The following is a 21,902-nucleotide window of genomic DNA, read 5'->3' on the forward strand; positions in this document are numbered from 1 at the left end:
TCATTCTCCTTATATTTTTGTGTGGTAGCTAAAATATAACATGAATTTACATGGCTTTTTTATTTTTTATGGTGGCTAAGTTGATTATAAAATCCGCCGGATAAAACATTATTATCAGTTTTAGTTCCGTTAGCTTTAAACAATGCTTTAGTAAATTGTTTATATCCTATTATATATATTATGTTGGATCAATCATTTATATCTTCTAATTATTCATATAGTGTTAATTTAAGTATTTTGACTTCTATTGCGGTAGCAGGGATTGTTCTTGGTAATTATCTATCCGATAAAATTTTTAAAAATAAAAATGTTCTTGAATTAATATCTTTATCTTATGTTATTATAATGCTTCAGTTATTCTTTATTTTTACAAGTCAAAGTATAATTCTGATCTATATGTTTAGTTTAGTTATATACATATTCGAAGGAACGATTTCTCCGAAATTTACTTTATTCATCATGGATTATCAAGAGTATAAAGATTTAGGCATGTCAATTGGGTTAATAAATACTTTTATTGCTAGTGTTTTACCGATTCAATTATCGTTTATAATGTTTGTTGTTAATGCTCAGGGAATTATGCATGGTTTGATTGTGATTGCTTTAAGTTCAATTATCTATATGATTTTGAGTATTATTATGTTAAAGAGGAGGAAATAATATTAAGTTGAAAGATTATATAATTATATATAGATATCATGATTATATTTATATTGGGTGATAGGTTGTAAAATTAATTGCGACAAACAAGAAAACCCATAACAGGTTCGTGTAAAGTGTTAGTAACCACAAAAACATACGGAGGACCAGTTATGAGGTACAAACATCTTACCATAGAAGACCGTTCAAAAATAGAAGTACTTTATCAGGAGGGCTATACTGAGTGTCAAATTGCCGAAGCTATTGGGCGTCACCGTTCGACGATTTATCGAGAGCTCAAACGTGTTGAGTCAGCCAGTTACGATGCGCAATTGGCTCAAGCTAACGCCACTGAACATCAATCTCTCAAAGGTCGTCGTTCTAAACATACGCCAGAGCTCATTCAAGATATTCAAACAAAGTTAGAATTGACTTGGTCTCCCGAACAAATCGTGGGATGCTGCTATCAAAATAGATTATCATTTAAAACAATCTATAACTGGATTTATCAAGGCGTCATTAAGGTCTCGCTAAACTGCCTGAGACAAAAAGGTAAACGACGCAAACCTCAGGAAATCAGAGGAAAATTTAATATAGGAACATCGATTAAAGAATGTCCGAGCGTTGTTAAAAAACGTCAAGAATTTGGTCATTGGGAACTTGATACGGTACTATCTTCCAGAGGTAAAAGTAAAGGATGCCTCGCTATTTTTGCTGAGCGCAAAAGTCGCTTCTATATCGCTTTAAAGATGCCGAATCGACCGAAGGAATCCATGCTTTCGACTGTAAATCGGTTGATTCAATCTTTCCCTAAAGAAGCTCTTAAAAGCTTCACCTCTGACCGTGGGAAAGAATTTGCTTGTTATTCAGATATCGAACAACAAGTTATCGCTATTTACTTTGCGGATGCTTACAGTGCCTGGCAAAGAGGGACTAACGAGAACTCCAACGGATTACTCAGAGATTTCTTACAGGAGGGTCCATTTAGTCTTGAAAACTATGATAAGAATCTAGATTAATCGCCATCAGTTGAAGAGTCTCTTACTAAGAGGCTCTTTTTGATAGGTTAGCTAGCAGGATCAAATTTTTATTATTTCATGACCAAAGACTAGACCCACAATGATAAGCCAATCCTTCTTTTGATGTCAGGAATTCGCCCGTACTGCTCATTTGATCAAAGTCAAAAGTTCCAAATTAAATAACGCAATAAAGGCCAAAGAGTGTATTTATGATAGTGGAGGTGTCCCTATGATAAAAAAATACAAGCTGGCCTTTATTGTTTTTGCCTCAATGATCACGCCCTGGCAGTCAATTGTTTATGCCAGCCAACCACCCGTTGAACCTTACATCCTCAGCCGGCAAATTAATGCCCAACCGGTTGATTCATCGACTTGCTTGATTCTGATCAAGGGAGAGCGACCTAATGATGATTCTTCCGATTTGGCCCAGCAGTTGGCGGATAATCAGGCCAGGCTTGCTGAGATGGCGACACGCTTTCAAGCGATTAACCAAGCCATCCAAGATTTGGAGACGGGGGATGCTAATGCTTTAGATGCCTTGCAAGCAGCATTGGATGACCGCATTGACCAGGTCTTCCAGGCTTATTTAGATGAGGTCGAAGACTTTGCTGGACTCAGCGAGGAGGACCAGATGGCTTGGATCCTCCAGGACGACCAGGTAGTCGCTTACCAAGAGGCGGTTGACCAGGTTCAATCCGAGATTAACCAATGGGTCAATGAACGCTCAGGCCTGGAGAATGACTACCAGACCTTACTCTACGAGAATGAACAAATCCAAGCAGATCTCGACAGGCAAGAAGAATCCTTGGCCCAACTGAACCAGTGCCAACTCTATCCCTATTCAACGAGGCCGATCAATCTAGATGAAGTGCTCTTGAATCCCAATCCCAAGGACTTGAACCAGCTCTTTGTCGACTTAGATTCCTACTTAGAGGCCATGGTGCCTTTGGCTTATCGCAAGGTATCCTATGAAGATATTTACCAACAATTTAAGCAGATATGGTCAGCGGATAAGATCGAAGCCCAATTACAAGGCAAAGCCCAAGTTGAAATCGATCCGGCAGCTCTTGAGACCTACCAATATGCCAAGGAATTGAGCCTGTTTGATGTACAAGTTCTGGCGGCCATGGCCATGAAGCGGTATCAAAATGATGGGGACCTCACCGCTTACCATCAAGCCTACCAGCAGGTCGTGGACCTTAAAGGCAAGCAGTTTAATTACTTCTACCAGATTAATGATACAGTCTTTGAAGCCTTCAAGGGGGTTTTAGCCGATTTCCTGAATACTCACCAATTGACGGATGCCCAAAGTCAAGAAGCCGTGGAGGCCTTTCACCAACGTTATCAAGTTCGCTTGGTGCAATTTGATGACCAGACGCAGACCTGGCAGGGTCTGGCTGGGCCCGTAGCCGGCTATCCAGACCTGTATGCCGACCGACTCCTCTTACAAGAAGAACCACCCACTGCTGCAGAAGACCCTCAGGTGACCAGTCAGGACCTCAATCAAACCAGTCAAGACCAAGGCACCACAACGACCGAACAAAACCCAGCTGAAGATGGGCAAGCCATCGAGGGTGAGGGGGAACCATCAGAGGACCAGGCAGATCGTTTAGCCAAGCTTAAGGCGCGCTTGAATCAAAACCAACCCGGAACCAGTAAAGCCAACAAAGACTTGCCCCATGTCCCAGCCAAGGAACCTTCCAAACATAAAGGAATGAATCCCAAAGGCAAGCCAGGCAAAAATCCAACCGACAAAAGTCCCTTACCATCGACCGGGGAACAACAATTCTACCTGATCTTGGCGACTGTCCTCTTAGTGGTGGGCTTAGTTCCCTTAACCATCAAGATCTACCGACGTCACCAACACCGGCGAGCCCTGCAAGACCAGGAGGCAGAAGACCCCTGGATCTAAATCTTAATCAAAAGGATTATTTACCTGGCAATGGAGGCTGCCACTCTAAAAACAGAAGGTAACGAATGGATCAAACCCCTGGGGCTCCCCTTAAAGCATAGCTTTGGAGGGGGGCTCCTTTAATAAGCATTGGTGCTGCCTTCTTTTATTTATTTTTGGTCTTGTGATACCATTGCCAAGAATGAATCTTATCCAATATCTTTGAATGTAAATTTAGGTTGATAGTTAAATCTTTGTAAATTTTCGATAAGAAACCAGTCATTTTATTGGCACAATCTAATCAATTATTTTCCATTTTGTCCAAGTAGAATCAATATCATAATTAAAAACTAGAGGATGAGTCAATAAAAGGCAGGTTCCAAGGCTTATCATAGAAAGGAGGAAGGGCCACGTAGCGTGCAATGCCTTACGGTTTACCGTCTAGGCATTGCCTAGTGGGCCTAGCCCGGAAAAGCTCTCCTTTGAAGGGCGGTCCCCCATGATAAGCATTGGTCCTGCCTTATTGACGGTATTTTACCATTTAGTACTAACTGGGACAGGAGATCCCTGGAGCTAAATAGTCGAAATGGGGCCAATTTTTAGGTATAATGCTAGGTAAATCAAGAAAGTGAGTGTGATTTAAATGGCAAGTCAAGAAGAATTCTTAGAATATGTAGCCGAGTTAGACAAAGTGAATGCGGAAGAAGCGGGGCAACTTTTACAAGCGCAAGCAGGAGATATCCTTTTCATTGCACGCGAAACCTGCCCTTATTGTCGCAAATTTATTAACCGTCTAATGAAAGTTGTGAAAGAAAAAGATTTAACGGTTCATTTCTTACACGCTCAACCAGCAGATGACCAAGAAGCCCAAGCGGTTCAAGCTTTACGTGACCAATATGGGGTGCCAACTGTTCCTGCCCTGCTATATGCGGGTCAAGATCGGGTGGATGTTGTTTGTGATTCCTCCCTTTCACCGGAAGCAATTATTGAATTTGTTCACGCCTAGGTGACGATAAGGAGGAAATCGATTGAATCAACCCCCACACCAACCCAACCAACGGTTTGTCTGGGTACTGGTCTTGCTGATGCTCTTTTCCGCCTTTATGCTAGTTTGGCTGAATAAGGATGCGATTCAAGAAAAGGGAGCGTCTTTAAGAGCAACCACACAGACCTCACTCGTTGAAGAAGAGGAAACCAGCCAAATTCAGACCACCACGCAAGCTACAACGGTCGAGGAAGCCATTGAGACGACTGAGGCGGATGATGGAACTGAGACCTCGCAACAAACTGAGACGACTGAATTGGAAGTCACCACGACCACCCGTGAATTAACCCTCAAGGAAAAGTATGCCCAATTGCCAGAAGGGCAAGAATATTCAATCTACCAATATAATGAAGATCGGATTGACGACCTTCACGTTAAGCGCGGTTTCGAAGTGATGATCGAGCGGCTCAAGGAGGAGGGCAAGTTCTACTCAACCGTGGATTACCACTTGACCTTCTATCCAACCTTGGATGAGAATATCTACAATATTACCTTAGATGAATATTATGCCGATAAGGTGATTCACCGAGGCCATTACCGCTTTGATTATCGGGCGAAGAAGGTAGCTAAATACTAATCTAGCACCTAATTGTGGGTTAAAAGACCCCTGCAAGATCAAAGGATCAAGCAAAGGGGTCTTTCCCTATCGATTATTAGATCGCGTCCTAAGAGAGGGACTTGGCTAGCCAGACCATTTCAACTTGATGGTCCGTCGGATTGACTTGGGGCAATTGGCCAGCAATTCGATAGTCCATCTGCTGGAAGAAGTGGATCTGGGGGATTTGTTGGCTGGTTAAGGTCACAAGCAGGGTGCGGAGCCCTTGCGCGACCAAGTGGTCCTCCATGGCTTGATAGAGGGCTTGACAGTCTTCAAAGGTCCAGTCCTCCTCAGCCAGAACCATTTGGACCTGATAGGTATAGCGATAAGCCTGACGAGGTGAGAAGGGGCGGGCTTCAATGTAGCCAATGATTTGGTCATCCTTCAAGGCCACCAAGATCATGCTAGGACCCGATTCACTTTGATCGGGTGAGACTTGGGGGACCTCCCTGAGGGCCAAGAGCGGTTGGGCTTGAATCGCCTCTTGGTAGAGGGCTTGAATGGTCGAATTATCTGTGACTTGACCAGGTCGAATGGTAATAGACATGGACGGACCTCCTTCTTAATTAATTCTATTATAAAGCATTTGCCACAAGCTGGGAATCAAAGTTCATTGAATCAATCAGACAAGGCTCGGATAGGCCAGCCGAGCCAAGCTAGCGATAGGAAAGGATGAGAATGAATGAGTCAAACAGTGTATACCAATTATTGGTTTAGCCGACGGGATAACGTCCGCAAGGAACATGGAAGCTTTGCCAGCGAGGAAGAGGCCATCCAGGCCATCAAAGCTTGGTGGGACCTGCAAGGTGATGAATATTCCAACGTCACTGAACGCCGGACCAATTCCGGTGAGTGGGAGGTCGCTTATGGCGATGGCAACTATTACTACCGGGTCGTTAAGCGTGAAGTAGATTTTGACCTGCCTTCGCAAAAGGTTAAGCTTCGTAAGCCTGGTGAGATTGAAAGTCTGCGTAAGAAGCTCAACCTGGATAAAGACCTCTACCTCTTTGATGAGTTAGCCGAGCCATACCGTGATCGCTTAGTTCAAGCCATGGGGGATGGTAAGAAGGTTCAGACTTATCTCTATGATGAATATGGACGCTTGGTGAAGCCAATTAATTGATTAGTCCCAAGACAAGCAGGACTTTCTGCTTGTCTTTCTTTGATTTAGGAGGTGAATGACCCAATGGAGGATTCCTTTCAAGCCATTCGATCAGCCATTCAGGCTCATCCAGATAATAAGGTTTATACGGACCAAGGCTGGCAGCCAATCTATACAGCCGGACCCCAAGCCAAGCTAGCCATTATTGGCCAAGCACCAGGGCGTAAGGCCCAGGAGAGTCAGATTGCTTGGCACGATGCATCAGGGGACCGGTTGCGCCAATGGCTGAGGATTGAGCCAGAAGCATTCTACGATCCGAACCAGGTGGCCTTGTTGCCCATGGATTTCTATTATCCGGGTAAGGGCAAGACAGGGGATAAGCCCCCTCGCAAAGAATTTGCTGACATATGGCACCCGCAACTATTGGAGCGGATGCCAGCGATTCGTCTGATAATCCTGGTCGGCCGGTATGCCCAAGAGGCTTACTTGACTAAGGACAACCGTTCTACTTTGACCGAACGGGTCCGACACTTTCAAGATTACCTGCCCGATTTCTTCCCCATCGTCCATCCCTCTCCCTTGAACGGTCGGTGGTTGAACCGGAATCCCTGGTTCCAAGAAGAAGTCCTACCCGCCTTACAAGACCAAGTTCAACAAGTCTTAACCACACATTCCGAGGGTCAATGATAGACACCCGCTAAGGCAATTTACAAAACTAAATAACTAAAGAGGATTCGAAATGAAGAAAGAACGTTTTACAAACTTTGACTATTTACGGGGGTGCGCCACCCTGGCTGTGATTATTATCCATATCACGGCGCCGATGACCCAAGAGGGGGATGCCCTCGCCATTTCTCTCAACCAATTATCCCGCTTTGCGGTACCCAGCTTCTTAATGTTGTCAGGTTGGGGCTTGGATATGACCAACTCCTTGGAGCGAGCCGATAACTATTGGGAGTTCTTACGCCATCGGGTCCAGAAGATCCTGCCCCAATATCTGGTCTGGTCGGTCTTTTATGCCCTCTATAATTTTTGGTTGGCAGGGGAGGATCTCAGTCTTGCGATGTTTGGTCAACTCCTCATTCGGGGCAAGTTGTCCTACCATCTCTATTTTGTGCCTTTAATTATTGGCCTATATGCGATCTATCCCTTGTTAGACTGGATGGCCAAGCAGACCACCGTCTTTATCATCTTCAATGTTTTGTTTATCTTCCAACATATCAGTGATAACTACTTGGGTTACATTCCTTATGACAATCTTCAGAACTTCTATACCTATCTCTTTGTCTTTACTTATGGGATTTGGTTGAGTCAGGACTTTGAAGCCAAATTAACCATCTTCCGCAAGGAGCGGACTTGGATCTATGTCATTACCTTTGTCTTCACGCTCTTTACCATCTTTGAAAGTCTACAAACACAAGGGCAGACGGTGGCGACCACCCGTCCCTTTGTGACCTTCTACTCGATGGCGTTAATCATGACCTTTATGGTCTCGGACTTGCCGAGCAATCGGGGGATTATGTGGTTGAGCCAGCACTCTTACTTGATCTACCTCTCCCATGTCCTCCTCTTGAACCTACAAGAAGACCTGGTTGACCGGCTGAATTGGCGCATTGCGCCCGTCATTTACATTCCGGCAACCCTGGCCCTCGTTCTGGTGGGTGAGAAGGTCTTGATTAGTCTAAGGAAGTATTTGCCCAAGCTGATTGTTTAAGGGGAAGTATTGTAATCGATAGGGATTAACAGTAAAATAAGCATGAAGCGATGTTAGGATGTAAGAAGGAGTGTTACGATGAAGATTTCAGTGGCAGGTACGGGATATGTCGGCCTTTCGATAGCGGTTCTCTTGGCTCAGCACCATTCAGTGAAGGCTTTGGATATCATCCAAGAAAAAGTGGACCTCATTAATGCCAAGCGGTCACCAATTGAAGATCCAGAGATCTCTGATTTTCTCCAAAATCATGACCTTGACTTGGTCGCGACAACCGACCCGCAAGAAGCCCATCAAGAAGCGGATCTAGTGGTCATTGCCACTCCGACCAACTACGACGATGAGACCCATCATTTTGATACTTCTGCGGTAGAAGCCGTTATTGAAGATGTGTTGAAGATTAACCCTTCCGCTTTGATGGTCATTAAGTCCACGATTCCGGTTGGCTATACCCAATCCATCCGTGACCGATATGGGGTCGATACCATCCTCTTCTCACCTGAATTCTTACGTGAGGGTAAGGCCTTGTATGATAACCTTTATCCTTCACGGATCGTGGTTGGAGACCGGGGGGACCAGGGGCAATTGTTTGCGGACCTATTAGTCGAAGGAGCAGCTTTGGCTAAGGAGGAGATCCCTGTTCTTTTAACGGATTCCACTGAAGCAGAAGCCATTAAGCTGTTTGCGAATACTTATTTAGCCTTGAGAGTCTCCTATTTCAATGAACTCGATACCTATGCGGAAGTGCGCGGCTTGGATGCCCGCCAAATTATTGAGGGGGTCGGCTTGGATCCACGGATTGGATCGCATTATAACAATCCTTCCTTTGGCTATGGGGGGTATTGCCTACCCAAGGATACCAAGCAGATGTTGGCCAACTATGGTGACATTCCACAGAATATGATGAGTGCGGTGGTCGATTCCAATGCAACCCGTAAGCAGCATATCGCGACCATGATCCTCAAGAGAAACCCCCGTCAAGTCGGTGTTTACCGGTTGACCATGAAGTCAGGTTCGGACAATTTCCGGCAATCTGCCATCCAAGATATAATTAAGCTTTTGAAGTCAGAAGGGCTCGAGGTGGTTATCTATGAGCCAACCTTGGAAGAAGATTCCTTCTTTAACTGTCCCGTGATTCATGACCTCCAAGCTTTCAAAGACCAGTCCTCGATCATCTTGGCTAACCGCAATCATGCGGAATTGAAAGATGTTCAGGATAAGGTTTATACCCGTGACCTCTTCAATGAGAACTAAATGAAAACTAAAGGGACCACCCAGGCAAACTCAAACTGGGTGGCTTTTTTTATGGTGTATGAGCAAAGGGGTGGATTAGGGATCAAAAACCAGGTTTTAGCGAATGGATCAAATCACTGGGGACCGCCCTCCAAACCGCTGGTTTTCCGGGCTAGGCCCACTAGGCATTGCCTAAACGGTAAACCGTAAGGCAATGCACGCTACGTGGGCCTTCCGCTTTCCTGTGATTTATCATTCGCTACGCCTGGTTTTTGACTATCAATCTTTATATGAATAGCTAGCTTTATTGATGGTTTCCTTCATCCATCTGGCTGCTTGAAAGTTAAAATTCAAGTGTGAATTTTATATAAACGATACTCAAATTGATCATCTAGTGTGAACTTCTTTTAAATTTAGGCTGTAGGGGAGAACTAGGCAAAGATAACCTTTAATTATATTTTTTAGTGGATTTTGTTTTATAATTTGACACTAACCATCTACTTAAAATTTACACTAAATTTACAGTTATTTTACAATATACTGCTATAATAAATTCATAAATAATTTGTTAATACTGACTTTTGTTCTCGGAGTAGCAGGAGGCACTATGGCGAATATTGAACTGATAAATTTGAAGAAATCCTATGATGGCGTCAATATGATTCTTGACAATATCAACTTGGAAATCCACGAAGGTGAATTCTTCGTCTTAGTCGGGGCATCTGGATCAGGTAAATCGACACTTCTTCGTATGATTGCAGGATTGGAAGAAATTAGTGGGGGCATCCTCAAAATTGGCGGTCGAGAAGTCAATCAAGTTCATCCTAAAGACCGCAATATTACGATGGTCTTTCAGAATTATGCTCTCTATCCGAACATGACGGTAAAAGATAATATTCTTTTCGGTTTGGATGTAAAAGGGGTCTCTAAGAAAGAACAAGAAGAACGCTTGAAAGAAACCGCTGAAATGGTTGGTCTGACTGATTTCTTAGACCGTAAACCAGGGAATCTCTCAGGGGGTCAGCGGCAACGGGTAGCATTAGCTCGTTCAATCTGTTCTAAAGCTCCTATCTTCTTGATGGATGAGCCGCTCTCGAACTTAGATGCTAAGTTACGGAGTCAGATGCGGACTGAAATCCGCAATATTCAGCGAAACCTCGGTTTAACAATGGTTTATGTAACACACGACCAACTCGAAGCGATGACAATGGGAGACCGCATCATGGTCTTAAACAATGGAGATGTTTCTCAATTAGGAACACCACAAGAATTGTATAATAATCCGCAAAACTTATATACTGCGACCTTCATCGGAAGTCCACAGATGAACAATTTGATAGGCCGTGTTCAAGAACAAGAATTGATTCTTGCCGATACTATTCATGTTCCACTCAACCAAGCCCAACTTGAGACAATGCCGAAGAAGGATAAGTTCTTTGTAGGGATTCGTCCTGAATATATTTTCCCAGGTAACCAGGGTGAAGTCAGTAATCCAATGAATGTTGTCAACGTTGAATTTCTGGGAAATGAAACGCAGATTATTTTTCGTGAAGAGAATTATCAGATAGTTGCGAAGTGGCCTGGCCAGTGGAATATCGAGCCGGGTGCCCCGATTAATGTGGCATTTAATAGTGATTACTTCCACTTCTTCGATTGTGACACGCAGAACCTTCTTCGAGGTCAGGTAAAATTGGCAGACGAATCGCAACCGAAAGTCGTAGGTGATCATGTTGGAGCGCTTTAGAACTAACGTTGGAAAGATTATCTACATTCTTCCGGCGCTTATACTGTTTATAATTTTTGTATTCTATCCGCTGATCATGACTTTCGTCCAGTCGTTCTTTGTTTCGAACAACCTGGGGCAGATGCTACGGTTCAACGGAATACAGAACTACATTAATTTGTTCAAGAACCCCATTTATAAGCAATCGATTCGTAATACCTTATTGTATGTCGCAATTACTGTGCCATTCACTGTAGGCATTGCGCTATTGATGGCGATTCTAGTTTATGAGAAGCAAGGCAAGAGCTCGAAATTTTTCTCGACTATTTTCTCCTCAACGATGGGAATATCTGTCGCATCGGCTGCTTTGTTCTGGTCCGTAATTTTTCACCCCTCGATGGGATTCTTGAATAAAGTCATTACGAGCTTGGGTGGGAGCTCAGTGGGTTGGTTGACTGACACGAATTGGGCATTAATTTCCGTATCGATGGTTACCATCTGGATGAGCATCGGATTCTCATTTATTATCTTACTTGGTGGAATTCGAAATATTGATCGTTCTTACTATGAGAGTGCGTATATTACTGGCGCAGGATTCTGGTATCGAACCCGCAAAATAACGATTCCACTCTTGTCGCCGTCGATCTTCTTTGTTATAACGACATCTATCATTGGAGGATTTCAATCCTTTGGAATAATCGATATGCTGACGCGTGGTGGCCCAATCAATGCAACTAACGTCATGGTGTATAACATATATAAGGACGCGTTCGTTAACTTCCAATACGGATATGCTACGGCTGAAGGGGTTATCTTATTCTTAATTATTCTCGTGATTTCTCGCGTTCAATCACGTTTAACAGAAAGATGGGTGACCTATCAATGATAGTGAATAAGAAAGAACAACGTATCATTACATTCTTACTGATTTTCTTAATGATTATAACAGCCTTCCCCGTTCTATTCTCAATCATAGTATCATTCGGTGAAGCGACAGAGCTAGTGAAGGGAAATTACATTCCGAATGGGATTTCATTCCATAACTACCAAGATGTGTTTAACAAGATCCCACTCATGAGCTACATCGTGAATTCACTGATTGTATCGTTGTCTACGATGGTGCTTCAAATCGTGATATCACTTTTAGCGGCCTATTTCTTCGTCTTTATCGACTTTAAGCACAAAAATATTTTATTCATCATCTTCATGATGACAATGATGGTTCCTGTGGAAGTGCTGATTGTGCGGAATTTCCAGACCATTCGCTCGATGGGTCTGCTCAACTCATACTCAGGCTTAATTCTGCCGAATATTGCCACGACATTTGGTATCTTCTTGTTACGGCAGAACATGATGCAAGTACCATATGAACTTAAGGAAGCCGCTGATATTTCGGGTGTGAGTGACTTCTACTTCTTACGTAAGGTTGTAACCCCCATGGTAAAAAATAGCATCTTTACTCTGGGAATTTATAGTTTCTTATCGAGTTGGAATGCTTATTTATGGCCATTGGTTTCTACAACAAAAAGCAACATGTGGACTGCTCAACTCGGACTGAGAAGTCTGAAAGCTGCTGATATTCTTACCAACTATGGAATGATTTCAGCTGCTTCACTAATTGTGGCAATCCCAACGTTGATTATGATTTTTGTCGGCCAAGGAAGATTAGAAGAGGGTCTCTCTAAAGGATCTATTAAATAGGAGGAACATATGAAAAAAATGATTTCAAAACTTGCAAAAGGTGCATTCGCTTTAGCTATATCAGCATCTACTCTTTTCAGTGTGACAGCTGTATCGGCTCAAGAACAAATCTTATTGTGGCACTCTATGGGAGCTCAAATCGGCGAGCAATTCCAAGATGTGGTGAATAAATTTAACGAATCTCAATCAGAATATCAAGTTGTTGCTGAATTTCAAGGGACGTATGATGAATCAACTGCATCATTTTTCCAATTACAGAACAGTTCAGGTCGTCCAGCAATCATCCAAATCGGTGAGCAGAACTTGCAATCTATCTACGATTCAGGATTGGCAACACCCTTGAAGGATTTGATGGCTAAATACAACTTCCCATCCGAAGATTTATACGAAGGAATTGTCAATTTCTACTCTATCAATGATGATTTATATGCAATGCCATTCAATGCATCTTCGCCAGTGTTATTTTACAACAAGGAAGCGCTAGAGAAAGCTGGCTTTACTGAAGCGCCTCAAACATATGAAGAAATCTTAGCAATGGCTGATGCTATTGCTGAGCATAACGACGGAATGAAAGCTTTTGCAATGCACCCATATGGTTATGCTTTAGAGCAAATGGTTACAAACGTTGGTGGTTTTGTTGTCAATAATGACAATGGTCGTACGAGCCGCGCAACAGAAGTTGCATATGAGCCAGAGATGACCCGTATTTTTGAATTCTTTGCTGAGTTAGTATCGAAAGGTCAATTCGGTTACTATGGAACTAACTTTGACGATATCTTAACAGCAGTCAACAACAACGAAGTAGCAATGTTCATCCACACATCCGCATTAGCGCGTCCAATTATTGATAGCTTTGGGAAAGATATGGGTGTAGCTTACCTTCCTGTCTTTGAAGATACTGAGCGTCTGGGTGTTTACGCAGCCGGTGGAGCATTTGTTGTAGCAAACAACTTATCTGAAGCGGAAGAAGCAGGAGTGATGGCATTCTTAGAATTTGCAACATCGCCTGACATTCAAGCATCCTTTGCCGGCGGAACAGGTTACTTTGCAGTCAATACCAAAGCGTACGAGACTGAAACAATGCAAAGCATCTTCGAAGAATATCCACAATTGAAAGTGGCATCAGATCAATTCTTAGAATCAAAGCAAACGCCTCAAACGGCAGGACCATTATTACAGATCTTGCCACAATTACGTTCTGACTTGAACACAGCAGTTGAAATGGTGTTCTCAGGTGGCGATGTACAGCAAGCGATAGACTTTGCTTCACAGACAACAAACGTACACATTCAGAACGCCAACTCATCAGTAACTGAATAGTTGAGGCTACATATGACTTACGATTTTGATACATTCATTGATCGATTGAAGTCATATTCAAGCAAGTGGAAATTAATGGAAGCAGGCAAGCCCAATATTCCAAGTGGTGTGGTACCCATGTCAACGGCTGAAATGGAATTTGCCACTGCACCTGAAATCTTGCAAGGCCTTCAAGCTTACCTTGAGAATCCAGGATTTTTAGGATATAACGTTCCTACTTCAGAATATGCTGAAAGTGTATTGGATTGGCATAAGAAGTACCATCAATTATCCTTAAACCAAGAGTGGCTTGTGCCAACACCTGGTGTTTTGCCTGGCTTGAGTATGGCGATGCAATTATTGACAGAAGCGGGTGAGGGTGTCATAATTTTCAATCCGGTTTACCATGCATTCAATGGAATTACTCGTAATTACGGACGTAAGATTGTGAATATCCCTCTCAAAGAGAAAGACTTGAATTATTCCATCGACTGGGAGTTCTTCGAGCAGGCGGCGCAGAGTGAACAAAATAAGCTCCTGTTGTTGTGCAATCCTCATAATCCGATTGGGAGGGTATGGAAGGTTGAGGAATTGGATCGTGTGGTAGAGATTTGTCAGAAGCATCATCTTGCGATTATATCTGATGAAATGTGGCAAGACTGGTATTATGGAGATCGGTCGCACCATTCTATGCTACGGTATGTGGATCAGATAGAGCATCTGGTTGTTTGTACGTCACCATCGAAGACATTTAACTTCGGTGGTTTGAAAGTGGCATCCACCTGGATTGCCAACTTAGGCCTTCGCCAGGAATTCATTAAGATGTTGATGCAGCGCTATTATTTTGTCAACATTATTGGATTAGAGGCGACCAGAATAGCCTATCAGCAGGCTCAACCGTGGTTTGAAGCGGCCAAAAGCTATGTATGGCAGAACCTTGAATTGGTAGTCTCATTCCTCAATGAATTACCAAGAATCAAGACCCAGCTGCCAGAATTCGGTTATTCTGTCTGGGTTGATTTCCGTGAACTGGAAATGACTCCTGATGAATTAACATCTTTTTTGATTGACAATGCTCAGATAGTTGGAACCCATGGCAGTTCTATTAATGAAGATGGGAATGGCTTTGTCAGACTGAACATAGCGATGCCGCGCCACAAGTTGCAAGAATCTCTCGAACGACTCAAATCATCCTTGGATTTATTGTAAAAAACGACACCTTACCGTGATATGTACCCTCTATTCTGGACAAACCTGGGTGGCTTTTTATAGAGACTATCAAGCAAAAGGCTGAATAAAGATCAAATCTAGGTCTGAGTGAATAATAAATCACGGGGGACCGTCCTCCAAACTAGCGGTTTGGAGGGCGGTCCCCTTTAATTAAGCATTGGACACTGTCGTCTTTTTAATTAGCTTAATTTTATATCTCAACGATAATGTATCAGGACTGGCTTTTTGGATTGTGTAAGCGTCTTATTTTATCTATAATAAGATTAGAAACTATTAATTTAGCTAAAGGAGACAGACTATGAGCGGGCAATATATTATCGCCATTGATTTAGGTGGCCAATCCGCCAAGATTGCCATTGTCGACCTCGATGGCCAAATTCGACAAAAGTGGTCGATCCATACCAATATTTTAGACAAGGGGCAACATATCGTGCCAGATATCATTGCGTCCATTAAGGATCACTTAGACCTTTACCAACTGGAAGAAAAGAACCTTTTGGGAATTGGGATGGGGAGTCCAGGCAGTGTTAACCAACAAGCTGGAACCGTCCATGGGGCCTTCAATTTGAATTGGGAAGACCAACAGGACTTGGCCTCTGCTTTCCACCAGGCCTTTGACTTACCTTTTTATTTGGAAAATGATGCTAATATTGCGGCCTTAGGCGAACAACGGCAAGGGGCTGGCCACAACCAGGCCCATGTGGTCTTGATTACACTTGGAACAGGGATTGGCGGTGGCATCATTATCGACGACCAGATCTATCACGGTCAGCAGGGGTCTGCTGGTGAAGTGGGCCACATGATTCTCAATAAGGACAGTCATATCCAGTGTACCTGTGGTCGGTATGGGTGCTTTGAAGCCCTCGCTTCCGCTACGGGGCTGAATAACCTGGCCCGGGAGTATTCTCAGCGGTTTTCAGGCCAGTCTGCCATTAAGGAAGCCATTGATTCAGGCCAGGAAGTCACCGCTAAGGAGATTATCCAGGCTTCCCAGGATAACGACCTCTTTGCCCAGAAGATCTTTGATGAATATACCAGCTATTTGGGGCAGGGCTGTGCGAATCTGATCGATATCTTGACGCCTGCCTGCATTATCCTGGGTGGAGGCATTTCAAAAGCTGGCGACTACCTGCTCAAGGCAGTTCGAGCCAAGTGTGAACAATATGTCTTCAAGGCACTGGAAGGGCAAACCGAGATTGTTCTGGCCGAATTAGGTAATGATGCTGCCTTGATTGGAGCGGCCGAATTAGTCAAGACCCATGAAAGATTAACCAAGGCCTAGCTGGCTGCTTGCTTTTCGATTTGGTCAGGGCTTCAACCAAAAGACTTGCCAGGACTCGCTGCCCCTTATGCAACTCGACAAAAAACCGAAGCGACGCCTCGTTTATGAGGACCGCTTCGGTTGTTTTTTTGTCTGCTAGGAGGGGTATCGATGAGTCTCCCCCTTATTGGTGGCGGTGGTGCTTGATGACATCCAGTTGGTTGAGGGCCTTTTTGAGGTCTAATTCAGCCATTTGGTAGGCCCGGATATCGTGGTCAATCTTGGCTTGGTTCATAGCATCTTCTGCCATGGTCTTTTCCATTTGGATGGCCGCATCATTGATGTCACTGGCCCGAATGGCCATGTTGGCAATGATCGTCAGTTCGTTATCCCGCACTTCCAAAAGGCCGCCATTGATGGCGATATAATCTTCAGGTGCTTGGGGATCTCCAGTCGTTACAATGACGGGAGAGATATCCAAAGCCGTCATCATGGCAATATGGTCGGGTAAGATGGTCAGACCGCCCCGAACGGATTGGACCTGGCACTTAGTGGCCGTATTCGCGTAGACCAGTCCATTAGGTGAAACGATCTGGACGTCAATTAATTTAGTCTTGGTCGTCATCGAGGCTCACCCCTAAACTGGCTGCCTTGGCAATGGCTTCCTTGATGGAGCCGACATTACGGAAGGCTTCTTCTGGTAGTTGGTCATATTTGCCTTGCAGGATGCCATCAAAGCCATCAATTGTTTCTTCCACGGTCACATAAGAGCCGGGAATACCCGTGAAGGCTTCGGCCACGTGGAAGTTCTGTGAGAGGAAGAGTTGGATCCGACGCGCTCTTTTGACGGTTAATTTCTCACGCTCACTCAATTCATCAACACCAAGGATGGCAATGATATCCTTCAGGTCTTCATAGGCTTGCAGGGTCTTTTGCACGGACCGAGCGACTTGATAGTGACGTTGGCCCACAATTTCTTCAGAAAGGGCAGAAGAGGAAGAAGCCAAGGGGTCCACTGCAGGATAGATTCCTTGCTCAGTGAGGCGTCGCTCTAGGTTGGTCGTAGCGTCGAGGTGGGAGAAGGTCGTCGCAGGTGCCGGGTCGGTATAGTCATCGGCCGGAACATAGACGGCTTGAATAGAGGTAATCGAACCAGATTTGGTCGAGGTGATCCGTTCCTGCATGGCTCCCATTTCAGACGCCAGCGTTGGTTGGTAACCGACGGCGGAAGGCATTCTTCCGAGTAGGGCAGAGACTTCCGAACCTGCTTGGGTGAACCGGTAGATATTATCGATAAATAAGAGGACATCTTGGTGCTTCACATCCCGGAAATATTCCGCCATGGTCAGACCAGATAGGGCAACCCGCATCCGGGCACCAGGGGGTTCATTCATCTGACCAAAGACCATAGCTGTATTCTTGGAGACACCCGATTCGCGCATCTCTTGGACCAGGTCATTTCCTTCCCGCGTCCGTTCGCCCACACCGGTAAAGACTGATAGGCCGCCATGTTCTTGGGTAATATTATGGATGAGTTCTTGAATTAAGACGGTCTTGCCGACCCCTGCACCACCAAAGAGGCCGACCTTGCCTCCCTTAAGATAAGGCGCAAGCAGGTCGATCACCTTGATCCCGGTCTCCAGGATCTCTTGGTTGGAAGTGAGGTCACTATAGGCGGGTGCTTCCGCATGGATGGAATTTCTTTGAACATCAGGGAAGAGGGCGGGGCCATTATCGACCGTGTCGCCGAGAACATTGAAGACCCGGCCCAGGGTCACATCGCCGACTGGAACCGTTATCGGTTCTTGGAGGTCCACGACGGACATGCCGCGGGATAAGCCCTCCGTTCCTTCCATCGCGATCGTCCGGACCGTATCATGGCCGAGGTCAATTGCGACTTCCAGTACGACTTGGCGGTGGGCCAAGACCGTTGCGCGATCCGTTTCCCGGGTGACTTCTTCCAAGTCCGTAACGATCAGGGAATGATGGATCTCTGGCGTACCATATTCGATGGGAAAAGAGACATCGACAACCGGTCCGATCACTTGTTTAATATGTCCGATGCGCATCTTTATTTCCTTCTTTCTTTTTGTTGGGCTTGGGCGCCGGCAACAATTTCTAAAATTTCATTGGTTACTTTGACTTGTCTTTCTTGATTGTACTTGAGCTTGAGCTGATCGATCAGGTCATGGGCATTGTCGGTGGCGGACTTCATCGCCGTCATCCGGGCAAAATGCTCGGCCGTCTTGGCCTGGAGCAGGGCACCATAGACATTCGCTTCAATGTATTGAGGGAGCAAGCCTTCTAAGACCTCTTCAGCCGTCGGTTCAATGAGATAGACGGGTGGAATGGCTTGGCGGTCACCTTGGACATATTCGGGGTCTGTACTGGCTGAAACGTTAACAACTGGTAATAATTTATCAACCCCGAACTGGTAAAGAGAACCACTCGCATAATGTTGGTAGGCCAGGTAGAGAATATCCACTTCCTTCTCCACATAGGCTGAGCGCAATTGGCGAATGAAGTAATGGGCTTCCCTAAAGGAGGGCTGGTCAGACAGGGGATAATACTTGCGCGCGATTTGGTAACCGCGTTGATCGCAGTAGCGCTCACCGGTTCGGCCCAGGGTATAGAAGATTAATTCCTTGTCAGCCAGGTCTTGTTGGCGAATCCAATCATCCATGCCCTGGAGCAGGCTGGTATTATAAGGCCCAGCTAACCCCTTGTCGGTTGTGACCAGGAAGATGCCAATCTTCTTGACTGGCCGGTTGCGGATTAAAGACCGGATATCCGGCTTGGTAAAATCCGGTGGGGTGACCTTTAAGGTATAGTAGAGCTGGCTCATGGTATGCCTCAAATGGTCGATATAGACTTGGTAGGATTGGGCCATATCCAATAAATGGTTGACCTTATTACGTGACACCATCTGCATGGCATTGGTTATCTTAGCGGTCTTCTCAGTCGATTGGATCCGCTTTTGAATTTCATTGAGGGCCATTATTGATCACTTCCCGGTGCAATCTCGAGTTCATGGGTTAATTTAAAACTGTTCTTGACCGTATCGAGAATGTTATGTAAGTCCAGTTCATTCGGTAGAGGTTGATTGTTCTCTAAGTCTTCTAGGAGGGGCGTATGGTTGATGGTTAAATGGTCTTCCAACTCAGTCTCAAAGGCGGTAAAGTCCTTGAGCTTGATATCATCGTAATAGCCATTTGACAAGGCAAAAAAGTTGATGATCTGAACACCTGCCCGAATTGGCCGGTGGAGCGGTTGCTTCAAGACCTCGACAATCCGTTCACCCCGGTGTAATTGTCTGGCCGTCATGGTATCAATATCGGACCCGAAGGAGGTGAAGGCTTCTAATTCCCGGTAGGAAGCTAAATCCAACCGCAAGGTTCCGGAAACCTGCTTCATGGCCTTCAGTTGAGCCGATCCACCCACCCGGGAGACTGAAAGTCCCGCATTGATGGCTGGGCGAATTCCTGAGAAGAAGAGGTCACTTTGGAGGAAGATCTGACCGTCCGTAATGGAAATAACATTGGTTGGAATATAGGCTGAAATATCGCCGGCTTGGGTCTCCACAATCGGAAGCGAGGTGATGGATCCGGCTCCTAGTTGATCGGACAATTTAGCCGACCGCTCGAGGAGGCGGGAATGGAGGTAGAAGATATCGCCAGGATAGGCTTCCCGTCCAGGTGGCCGTTTCAAGAGTAGAGACATTTCCCGGTAGGCAGCCGCTTGCTTTGATAAGTCATCATAGATGATTAAGACGTGTTGGCCCTTGTACATGAATTCTTCCGCCATGGCAGTCGCCGCATAAGGCGCAATATAAAGCATGGGGGCTGGCTTGGAAGCGGAGGCCGTCATGACAATGGTGTAGGGCATGGCCTCATGCTTGGTCAAGGTTTGGACAATATTTCGGACGGTGGATTCTTTCTGACCGATAGCGACATAGATACAGATGACATCCTTGCCTTTCTGGTTGAGGATGGTATCGATTGCCAAGGAAGTCTTCCCCGTCTTACGGTCCCCGATAATTAATTCCCGTTGGCCACGTCCGATTGGGACTAAAGCATCAATCGCCTTGATCCCTGTTTGGAGGGGCTTCTTAACTGATTGCCGTTCCATGATGCCAGGCGCTGGAGCTTCAACGGGGCGAAACTTGGTGGTCAGGAGCTGACCCTTTTCATCGATTGGGCGACCAAGTGAATCGACGACCCGGCCCAGCAGTTGGTCACCAACTGGGACTTCCATGGTCCGGTTCAAGCGCCGGATGAGATCTCCTTCATGAATATGGTCATAGGAGCCAAAGATAATGACCCCGACTTGGTCAGCTTCTAAGTTCTGGACCATTCCGATCGTCCCATCGTTAAACTCGACCATTTCACCATACATGGCCTTGTCTAAACCGTCACAAAAGGCAATCCCGTCTCCAACATAAGAGACTGTTCCGACTTCTTCAATCCGGTCTGAATGGCGGTAGGTGTTAATCTGGTCCAGGATTTCTTGGGTAATCTTGTTATTCTTATCAAAAGACATTATGACGACACCTCTTCACTATTTGACAGCTTAATTTGTTCATTCATTGAACGGAGGGTATGTTGGCCAGATAATTCATAGTAGAAACGCTCGCTTTGAATGCGGACACCAATTATCAAAGAGGGATCAACAATGGTGATGAAGGACCGGACTTCTTGGTTGGTAATCCGCATAAATTGGCGCAGGATCCTTAACTTTTGGTCCTTGGTTAAGGGGATGGCAGAAGAGAGGAAGACCCGATCGCCTTCTAATTCTTCCGTAATTTCCATTCCCTCTTCATCATATTTGCGTTCAATCCCTAGAAATTGATAGAGGAGCTCTTCTTCATAGGTGATTTGGCGGCCAGATTGGTGGGCCGCTGATTCTAAGGTTCTCAAATTATCGAGACCAGGGCGGTTAGAATTGTTCATCGAGGCCCTCCAATCGCTTGATAAATTCTTCGATCATCTTTTGATGATCGTCAGGATTCACTTCGCGGGCTAAGACCTTGCTGGCCATGGCTGTCGCCATGTGAACGAGGGATTCTTGCATATCCAATGCGAATTGGTCCCGTTGCTTCTTAAGGTCTTCTTGGGTGGCTTGGATCATCTTGGCTTGCTCGTCCCGAGTCTTAGCCAGCATATTGTCATGGGTATGGCTGGCTTCAATGGTCGCTTGACGGATAATTTTATCGGCTTCAACATGGGCAGATTTAAGTTGCTGGTCGATTTGGCTTTGGACTTCTTGGTTGGCTTTCTTAGCTTGTTCGGCTTGGTCCCAATCGTCTTGAATCTTGGCTTGACGGGCTTCAATCGTAGCGTTAAAAGGTTTCCAAGCAAACTTATAAATCACATACAGTAAGATTAAGAAGGCCAGAAGGGTTAATAAGGCTTCACCGACTAATAAATGTAGGTCTAAATCCAATGTGGACA

General features: G+C 45.0%; 22 protein-coding genes. 15 read left to right on the top strand and 7 right to left on the bottom strand.

The window, feature by feature from the left end:
• The first annotated feature begins 459 nt into the window (after positions 1 to 459).
• From HMPREF9708_RS08555 to HMPREF9708_RS07285, 5 genes are all read left to right on the top strand, one after another.
• Positions 460 to 660: a hypothetical protein gene (locus HMPREF9708_RS08555; RefSeq protein WP_232215555.1), complete on the top strand. Its 201-nt coding sequence runs from the start codon at positions 460 to 462 to the stop codon at positions 658 to 660.
• 152 nt (positions 661 to 812) lie between these two features.
• Positions 813 to 1,658: an IS30 family transposase gene (locus HMPREF9708_RS07270; protein ID WP_006309633.1), complete on the top strand. Its 846-nt coding sequence runs from the start codon at positions 813 to 815 to the stop codon at positions 1,656 to 1,658.
• A 229-nt stretch (positions 1,659 to 1,887) separates the two neighbouring features.
• Complete coding sequence (locus tag HMPREF9708_RS07275; protein ID WP_006309634.1) at positions 1,888 to 3,570, top strand: hypothetical protein; 1,683 nt, start codon at positions 1,888 to 1,890, stop codon at positions 3,568 to 3,570.
• A gap of 622 nt (positions 3,571 to 4,192) precedes the next feature.
• Positions 4,193 to 4,555: a conjugal transfer protein TraF gene (gene traF, locus HMPREF9708_RS07280; protein WP_006309635.1), complete on the top strand. Its 363-nt coding sequence runs from the start codon at positions 4,193 to 4,195 to the stop codon at positions 4,553 to 4,555.
• A gap of 22 nt (positions 4,556 to 4,577) precedes the next feature.
• Positions 4,578 to 5,171, top strand: a complete 594-nt coding sequence (locus tag HMPREF9708_RS07285; protein ID WP_006309636.1) for a hypothetical protein — start codon at positions 4,578 to 4,580, stop codon at positions 5,169 to 5,171.
• Between the two features lie 88 nt (positions 5,172 to 5,259).
• Here the strand turns inward: HMPREF9708_RS07285 and HMPREF9708_RS07290 are convergent, their stop codons facing one another.
• Positions 5,260 to 5,739, bottom strand: a complete 480-nt coding sequence (locus HMPREF9708_RS07290; RefSeq protein ID WP_006309637.1) for a GNAT family N-acetyltransferase — start codon at positions 5,737 to 5,739, stop codon at positions 5,260 to 5,262.
• Between the two features lie 135 nt (positions 5,740 to 5,874).
• Here HMPREF9708_RS07290 and HMPREF9708_RS07295 point away from each other — a divergent pair, with 135 nt between their 5' ends.
• The 10 genes from HMPREF9708_RS07295 to HMPREF9708_RS07345 all read left to right on the top strand — a co-directional run bounded on the left by HMPREF9708_RS07295 (position 5,875) and on the right by HMPREF9708_RS07345 (position 16,473).
• Entirely contained in the window at positions 5,875 to 6,315 is a 441-nt protein-coding gene (locus tag HMPREF9708_RS07295; RefSeq protein WP_006309638.1) for a hypothetical protein, read from the top strand.
• A 63-nt stretch (positions 6,316 to 6,378) separates the two neighbouring features.
• Positions 6,379 to 6,981, top strand: coding sequence for a uracil-DNA glycosylase family protein (locus tag HMPREF9708_RS07300; protein ID WP_006309639.1), 603 nt, complete (start codon positions 6,379 to 6,381; stop codon positions 6,979 to 6,981).
• A gap of 52 nt (positions 6,982 to 7,033) precedes the next feature.
• A complete protein-coding gene (locus HMPREF9708_RS07305; protein ID WP_006309640.1) occupies positions 7,034 to 8,008 on the top strand; it encodes an acyltransferase in 975 nt (324 codons plus the stop codon).
• A 78-nt stretch (positions 8,009 to 8,086) separates the two neighbouring features.
• Positions 8,087 to 9,259, top strand: coding sequence for a nucleotide sugar dehydrogenase (locus HMPREF9708_RS07310; RefSeq protein ID WP_006309641.1), 1,173 nt, complete (start codon positions 8,087 to 8,089; stop codon positions 9,257 to 9,259).
• Positions 9,260 to 9,845: 586 nt separating this feature from the next.
• On the top strand, positions 9,846 to 10,982 hold the full coding sequence (locus HMPREF9708_RS08560) for an ABC transporter ATP-binding protein (RefSeq protein ID WP_006309642.1): 1,137 nt from the start codon (positions 9,846 to 9,848) through the stop codon (positions 10,980 to 10,982).
• Positions 10,966 to 11,847, top strand: coding sequence for a carbohydrate ABC transporter permease (locus HMPREF9708_RS07325; protein WP_006309643.1), 882 nt, complete (start codon positions 10,966 to 10,968; stop codon positions 11,845 to 11,847). Before HMPREF9708_RS08560 ends, HMPREF9708_RS07325 begins: the two co-directional genes overlap by 17 nt.
• Positions 11,844 to 12,662, top strand: a complete 819-nt coding sequence (locus HMPREF9708_RS07330; protein ID WP_006309644.1) for a carbohydrate ABC transporter permease — start codon at positions 11,844 to 11,846, stop codon at positions 12,660 to 12,662. The genes HMPREF9708_RS07325 and HMPREF9708_RS07330 overlap by 4 nt, the downstream gene beginning before the upstream one ends.
• Before the next feature lie 9 nt (positions 12,663 to 12,671).
• Positions 12,672 to 13,982 (top strand): extracellular solute-binding protein, encoded by a 1,311-nt coding sequence (locus tag HMPREF9708_RS07335; RefSeq protein WP_006309645.1) that lies wholly within the window; start codon positions 12,672 to 12,674, stop codon positions 13,980 to 13,982.
• A 12-nt stretch (positions 13,983 to 13,994) separates the two neighbouring features.
• Positions 13,995 to 15,170 (top strand): MalY/PatB family protein, encoded by a 1,176-nt coding sequence (locus HMPREF9708_RS07340; protein WP_006309646.1) that lies wholly within the window; start codon positions 13,995 to 13,997, stop codon positions 15,168 to 15,170.
• 319 nt (positions 15,171 to 15,489) lie between these two features.
• The gene (locus HMPREF9708_RS07345) at positions 15,490 to 16,473 is read left to right on the top strand and encodes an ROK family glucokinase (protein WP_006309647.1); all 984 of its coding nucleotides are present in this window, start codon (positions 15,490 to 15,492) and stop codon (positions 16,471 to 16,473) included.
• Between the two features lie 163 nt (positions 16,474 to 16,636).
• Here the strand turns inward: HMPREF9708_RS07345 and atpC are convergent, their stop codons facing one another.
• From atpC to atpF, 6 genes are read right to left on the bottom strand one after another with little or no spacing between them, the layout of a single operon-like run.
• Positions 16,637 to 17,077: an ATP synthase F1 subunit epsilon gene (gene atpC / locus HMPREF9708_RS07350; protein WP_006309648.1), complete on the bottom strand. Its 441-nt coding sequence runs from the start codon at positions 17,075 to 17,077 to the stop codon at positions 16,637 to 16,639.
• Positions 17,061 to 18,521 carry a F0F1 ATP synthase subunit beta gene (gene atpD, locus HMPREF9708_RS07355; RefSeq protein WP_006309649.1) on the bottom strand — a complete coding sequence of 487 codons (1,461 nt, stop codon included), beginning with the start codon at positions 18,519 to 18,521 and terminating at the stop codon, positions 17,061 to 17,063. Before atpD ends, atpC begins: the two co-directional genes overlap by 17 nt.
• A 2-nt stretch (positions 18,522 to 18,523) precedes the next feature.
• Positions 18,524 to 19,450, bottom strand: a complete 927-nt coding sequence (atpG, locus tag HMPREF9708_RS07360) for an ATP synthase F1 subunit gamma (protein WP_006309650.1) — start codon at positions 19,448 to 19,450, stop codon at positions 18,524 to 18,526.
• The gene (atpA, locus tag HMPREF9708_RS07365) at positions 19,450 to 20,991 is read right to left on the bottom strand and encodes a F0F1 ATP synthase subunit alpha (RefSeq protein ID WP_006309651.1); all 1,542 of its coding nucleotides are present in this window, start codon (positions 20,989 to 20,991) and stop codon (positions 19,450 to 19,452) included. Before atpA ends, atpG begins: the two co-directional genes overlap by 1 nt.
• Positions 20,991 to 21,401, bottom strand: coding sequence for a F0F1 ATP synthase subunit delta (locus tag HMPREF9708_RS07370; RefSeq protein WP_006309652.1), 411 nt, complete (start codon positions 21,399 to 21,401; stop codon positions 20,991 to 20,993). Before HMPREF9708_RS07370 ends, atpA begins: the two co-directional genes overlap by 1 nt.
• Entirely contained in the window at positions 21,388 to 21,894 is a 507-nt protein-coding gene (atpF, locus tag HMPREF9708_RS07375) for a F0F1 ATP synthase subunit B (RefSeq protein WP_006309653.1), read from the bottom strand. Before atpF ends, HMPREF9708_RS07370 begins: the two co-directional genes overlap by 14 nt.
• Positions 21,895 to 21,902 lie beyond the last annotated feature (8 nt).

Origin of the sequence: Facklamia languida CCUG 37842, from assembly GCF_000245795.1 — a bacterium.
Taxonomy (GTDB): domain Bacteria; phylum Bacillota; class Bacilli; order Lactobacillales; family Aerococcaceae; genus Facklamia; species Facklamia languida.